General features: G+C 68.1%; 4 protein-coding genes and 1 pseudogene. 3 read left to right on the top strand and 2 right to left on the bottom strand.

All coding sequences use genetic code 11. The features are described 5' to 3' along the window. The 3 genes and pseudogenes from HC022_RS18070 to HC022_RS18060 form a co-directional block, all read left to right on the top strand. Positions 1–325, top strand: a pseudogene (locus tag HC022_RS18070) (RNA methyltransferase); the annotation flags it as partial. Positions 326–421: 96 nt separating this feature from the next. Further along, the gene (ctaA, locus tag HC022_RS18065; protein ID WP_008884861.1) at positions 422–1,570 is read left to right on the top strand and encodes a heme A synthase; all 1,149 of its coding nucleotides are present in this window, start codon (positions 422–424) and stop codon (positions 1,568–1,570) included. Beyond that, entirely contained in the window at positions 1,567–3,042 is a 1,476-nt protein-coding gene (locus tag HC022_RS18060) for a carboxypeptidase M32 (protein ID WP_167453360.1), read from the top strand. The genes ctaA and HC022_RS18060 overlap by 4 nt, the downstream gene beginning before the upstream one ends. Positions 3,043–3,096: 54 nt before the next feature. Here the strand turns inward: HC022_RS18060 and HC022_RS18055 are convergent, their stop codons facing one another. Together HC022_RS18055 and HC022_RS18050 are read right to left on the bottom strand one after the other, a co-directional pair. Further along, entirely contained in the window at positions 3,097–3,957 is an 861-nt protein-coding gene (locus tag HC022_RS18055; protein ID WP_167453359.1) for a LysR family transcriptional regulator, read from the bottom strand. A 314-nt stretch (positions 3,958–4,271) separates the two neighbouring features. Next, a partial coding sequence (locus HC022_RS18050; protein WP_254885162.1) for an AIR synthase-related protein occupies positions 4,272–5,563 on the bottom strand: 1,292 nt, incomplete at its 5' end.

The following is a 5,563-nucleotide window of genomic DNA, read 5'->3' as shown; positions in this document are numbered from 1 at the left end:
GGTGAACCCCGAGTTCCCGTCGCTGAACCTCGCGCAATGCGTGCTGCTCTGCGGCTACGAATGGCGCCGGGCGAGCGCCGGAATCGAGGCGCGGCGCGACGAGATGGCGGGGGCGGAATGGGCCAGCGCTATCGAGGTCGAGAAGCTCTCCGAGCACTACGAAGAGCGTCTGGACGAGGCGGGGGTCTTCTTCCCCGACCACAAGGCGCCCGCGATGAAACTGACCCTGCGCAACCTCTGGAGCCGGATGCCGCTCACGCGTGAGGACGTGCGCACGCTGCACGGCATCATGCGGCAGATGGTGCGCTGGAAGGAACGCGGCTGACCCATTGCGGGGCTGCGGCGCCGGGGCACACCGGGCGGGGTTGAAGCAGTACCGGGGTGGCCCTATCGTCCGCCCCTAAGTGAGGAAAGGTGAGGCATGGCCGGTCAGCGCAAGCTTTTCGAGGAGGTCGCCGCCGAGGCGCCGAAGGGGACGCAGCCAGCGGGTGGCATGATCGACAGGGGCCGGGGCGGCGCGCGCGGTGCGATCCGCATCTGGCTGATGGTGATCTTCGCGCTGGTCATGGCAATGATCGTGGTGGGCGGGCTCACGCGGCTCACCGACAGCGGTCTGTCGATCACCGAGTGGAAGCCGGTCACCGGCGCGCTGCCCCCGATGGACGCGGCGCACTGGGAAGAGGAGTTCACGCTCTACCAGCAGAGCCCGCAATACCGCCTCATGAACAACCAGATGACGCTATCCGAATTCAAGAGCATCTACTGGTGGGAATGGGGCCATCGCCAGCTTGGCCGCGTCATCGGCCTCGTGTGGGCGCTGGGGTTCTTCGGTTTCCTCGTGGCGCGCAAGATCCCGACCGGCTGGACGCCGCGGCTGCTGGGCCTCGGCGTGCTCGGCGGGCTGCAGGGCGCCATCGGCTGGTGGATGGTGTCCTCGGGCCTGACCGGCGATATGGTCAGCGTGGCCTCCTACCGGCTGGCGATCCACCTCGGGCTCGCCTTCATCATCCTCGGGTTCATCGCGTGGTATGTCTTCGCCCTCGGGCGGCCGGAGCGTGAGCTCATGCAGGCGCGCCGCGGGCGCGAGGCCAAGCTCTTCTCGATGAGCACCGGGCTCATGCATTTCGCCTTCCTGCAGATCCTGCTGGGGGCGCTGGTGGCAGGCATCGACGCCGGCCGCAGCTACACCGACTGGCCGCTGATGGCGGGCGGGTTCTTCCCGCCGCAGCCCTTCGACCTCGTGCCGGTCTGGCGCAACTTCTTCGAGGATCCGGGCCTCGTGCAGTTCATGCACCGGATGGCGGGCTACCTGCTCTTCATCTTCGGCGTCGTGACCTGGCTGCGCGGCCGCAAGTCCGCCAATTCGGACACCCGCTTCCGCTTCAACGCGGTGATGGCGATGCTGCTGCTGCAGGTGGTGCTGGGCATCACCACGGTGCTCTACGTCGCCCAGCTGCACATCGCGATCACCCACCAGATCGGGGCCGTGGTGCTCTGGGTGCTGATCATCCGCGCCCGCTTCGGCGCTCAATATCCCAAGACCCAATCCATCCGGGGGACCGCACGATGACCGCCTACGACAAGCTCATGTCCTTCCAGCGCGAAACCGGGGCGCTGGCGCAGGTGGCCGGTCGGCTCGGCTGGGACCAGGAAGTGATGATGCCGCACGGCGCCTCGGAGCAGCGCTCCGAGGAGATGGCGGTGATGGAATCGATCCTGCACGCCCGCCGCACCGATCCGCGCGTGGGCGAATGGCTCGATGCCGTCGACGATGGCGCGCTGGACGAGGAGGGCACCGCCCACCTGCGCCACATCCGCCGCTCCTACGAGCGCGGGCTGCGGGTGCCGGCGAAGCTTGCCACCGACATCGCGCGCATCACCAGCCGGGCGCACCGGATCTGGGCCGAGGCGCGCGCCGACGACGATTTCGCGGCCTTCGCACCCGTGCTGAAGGAGGTCGTGCGCCTCAAGCGCGAGGAGGGCGCCGCGCTGGCCGCCGGTGGCGACGCCTATGACGCGCTGCTCGACGACTACGAACCCGGCGCCACCGCGGCGCAGCTCTCGGGCATGTTCGGCGCGCTGCGGCCGCGGCTGGTGGCGCTTCGGCAGGCGGTGCTCGACCGCCCGCAGCCGGCGTCGCTGCAGGGCACCTTCGACGAACAGGCGCAGATGATGCTGTCGCAGACCGTGGCGCGCACCTTCGGCTACGAAATGGCGCGCGGGCGCATCGACAAGGCGGTGCACCCGTTCAGCTCGGGCTCGGGCGACGACGTGCGCATCACCACGCGGACCAACGCGCTCGACCCGTTCAACTGCCTCTACTCGACCATCCACGAGGTGGGCCACGCCGCCTACGAGCAGTCGATCCGCAGCAGCTACCGCTTCACGCCGCTGGGTCAGGGCGTATCGATGGGCGTGCACGAGAGCCAGAGCCGCATCTACGAGAACCAGCTCGGCCGCTCGCGCGCCTTCACCTCGTGGCTCTTCACCCGCATGACCGAGCTTTTCGGCGATCTCGGACTCGACGGCCCCGATGCCTTCTACGCCGCCGTGAACCGGGTGCAGAACGGCTTCATCCGCACCGAGGCGGACGAGGTGCAGTACAACCTCCACGTCCTCCTGCGCTTCGATCTGGAGCAGGCGCTGATCGCCGGCACGCTCGAGGTCGACGACCTCGAGGCGGCGTGGAACGAGCGCTTCCTGTCGGACTTCGGCTTCCCGGTCGACAAGCCCTCGGACGGGGTGCTGCAGGACGTGCACTGGTCGGCGGGGCTCTTCGGCTACTTCCCGACCTACTCGCTGGGCAACGTTTACGCCGGCTGCCTGCACAAGGCGCTGCGGGCGGCGGTGCCGGATCTCGACAGCCAGATGGCGGCGGGCGATCTTGCAGCGGCCACCGCGTGGCTCTCGGAGAACGTGCAGCAGTACGGCGGGCTCTACGAGCCGCGCGACGTCATCACCCGCGCCTGCGGAGAAGCGCCGAGCGAGGCGCCGCTGCTCGATTATCTCGAGGCGAAGTTCGGGGCGATCTACGGACTCTGAGCCCGTGAACAGGGACGGGAACGGCGCGACGGAGGCGCCGTTCCGACAGCGCCGTCAGGCTTCGGCGGCGCGGAGGCGGTCCTGGTTCGGCAGGTCCTCGAAACAGCGGATCACCCAGTCGACGGCGCGCCGGATCCCGGGGTCGTTGCGGCGGCTCTCGTGGTAGAACAGCCAGCATTCCTCGACCTTCGGAGGGATCGAAGGATCGAGCGGCACGAGATCCGGATCGTCCTCGGCCAGAAGCTCAGGCAGAGGGCCGGGCAGGCGGGTCATCTGCATCAGCCGGTGCAGCGCCATCAGGCTGTCGACGCGCAGCCGCGGCGGGCGTCCGAAGGCGTTCAGCCCGGCCTGCATCATCGGCGCGTCGTCATGGGCCTCGCCGAGGCCGGCCCAGTCGCCGCCGCTGTCGCCATCGCGGAAGCGGTAGAAGCGATAGGACATCGACCCCACCTTGCGCGCAACGATGCGGCCCTGACCGGGGCGGGCGTACTGGATCACCAGGTCGTAGTCACCAAGTCCTTCCTTGAACATCCGGTCCGAGAAGGTGAGCTGGACGCCCTCCAGAACCGGCTTGTGCCGGGTGAGGCCGGGAAACAGCACCAGCGAGGTGACGATGGGCAGCGAGCCCACGCTGATGGTAACAGGCTCGGAGTCCGAGTTCACCGCCTGCGAGTTCAGCGCCGCCTGCAGTTCGCCGTCAAAGCTCTGCGCCAGCTGGATGAGCGAGGCCACGGCCTCGGACGGGCGCCATCCCTCGCCGGTCTTGATGAAGGCGGGCATGCCCAGCGTCTCGGACAGACGCTCGATCCGGCGCGACACGGTGGCCGTGTTGGTGCCGAGGCTCTTGGCCGCGGCAGTCATGGTTCCGGTCTTCGAAAGGGCGACGAGGAAGCGCAGATCGTCCCAGTTGTTCATCTTGCGGCCATCCCTTCTGGTGACGCAGTGCTCGGGTCGTGCGAAGCACCGGAAGCAAGTCTGAAATTCTCTCAATACGAGAAACGCCGCGGTCTCGCGGCATCAATAATGACATCTTGTTAATAGCATTGCGGAGCCCCTGCAACTATGGCGTTGCATTCCCGCAATTGCATGTAAGCCCGCGGAAAACGGCGGTTTCTGTAGGCGATGCTGGTGTCGGAGGACGGCAGGGGGACCGGGCGCGGGGACAGGCGCCGAGGCCGGTGGAAAGGGCCGCGCCTTTCCACCGATCCGTTTCTCGAGGTCCTCGCGGATCAGCCGAAGGTTGCGCCGAAGCTGCTGCGGTACAGCGCCGAGAGCTCGGCCAGCGGGGCCTCGGAGCTGCCGAAGCGGACGCTGTCGCCGGCGAAGCGGCCGACGGTGTGCAGGGTCACCCCGGAGCGCCCGGCGGCGATCATCAGCGCCTCTGCGGCGTCGAAGTTGCAGGAGATCAGGTAGCGGCCCTGATCCTCGCCGAAGAGCTCCGCGGTGTCGCCGCTGTCGAGATGCACGCCGACGCCCGAGGCCTCGGCCATCTCGAAGGCCGCGAGCGCGAGGCCGCCGTCGCTGAGGTCGGTGCAGCACTTGATCCACTCGCGGTTGGCGCGGATGAATTCGCCGTTGCGCTTCTCTTCGGCCAGATCGACCGCGGGGGCGTCGCCTTCCTCGCGGTTGAAGACCTCGGCAAGCAGCGCCGACTGGCCGAGGTGGCTGCCGGGAGTGCCGAGCAGCAGCGCCACGTGACCGTCACGGGCATAGCCGAGGATCGGCTCTTCGCCGGCAGCGATGAGGCCCACGGCGCCGATGGTCGGCGTCGGCAGGATGCCCACGCCGTCGGTCTCGTTGTAGAGCGACACGTTGCCCGAGACGATCGGCATGTCGAGCGTGAGGCAGGCCTCGCCGATCCCGCGCAGGGCCTCGACGAACTGGCCCATGATCTCGGGCTTCTCTGGATTGCCGAAGTTCAGGTTGTCGGTGGTGGCGAGCGGCAGCGCGCCCACGGCGGTCAGGTTGCGGTAGGCCTCGGCCACCGCCTGCTTGCCGCCCTCGACGGGGTTGGCCTTGACGTAGCGCGGGGTCACGTCGGAGGTGAAGGCGAGCTTCTTGTCGGTGCCGTGCACACGGATCACGCCCGAGCCGAAGCCGGGGATGCGCACGGTGTCGGCCATGACCTGGCTGTCGTATTGCTCGTAGACCCACTCGCGCGAGCAGTAGTTGGGGCTCGAGACCAGCGCCTTGAGCGCGTCGATGCCGTCGATCTGCGGCACGTCGGCCAGCGGTGCGGCGGGCTCGGACGGCACCCAGGGGCGGTCGTATTCCGGCGCCGAGGACGACAGGCGCGACAGCGGCATGTCCGCCTTTACCTCGCCGTTGTGCACGATGAGGAAGCGGTCTTCCTCGATGGTCTCGCCGACGATGGCGAAGTCGAGGTCCCACTTGTCGAAGACCGCCTTGGCCTCGGCCTCCTTCGAGGGGTCGAGCACCATGAGCATGCGCTCCTGGCTCTCCGACAGCATCATCTCGTAGGCGGTCATGTTCTTTTCGCGCTGCGGCACCTTCTCGAGGT

It is taken from the genome of Salipiger sp. HF18, from assembly GCF_011806505.1.
In the GTDB taxonomy this organism is placed as follows: domain Bacteria; phylum Pseudomonadota; class Alphaproteobacteria; order Rhodobacterales; family Rhodobacteraceae; genus Salipiger; species Salipiger thiooxidans.
Note: the sequence above shows the minus strand (reverse complement) of the source record. Positions and strands in the feature narration are given on the sequence as shown.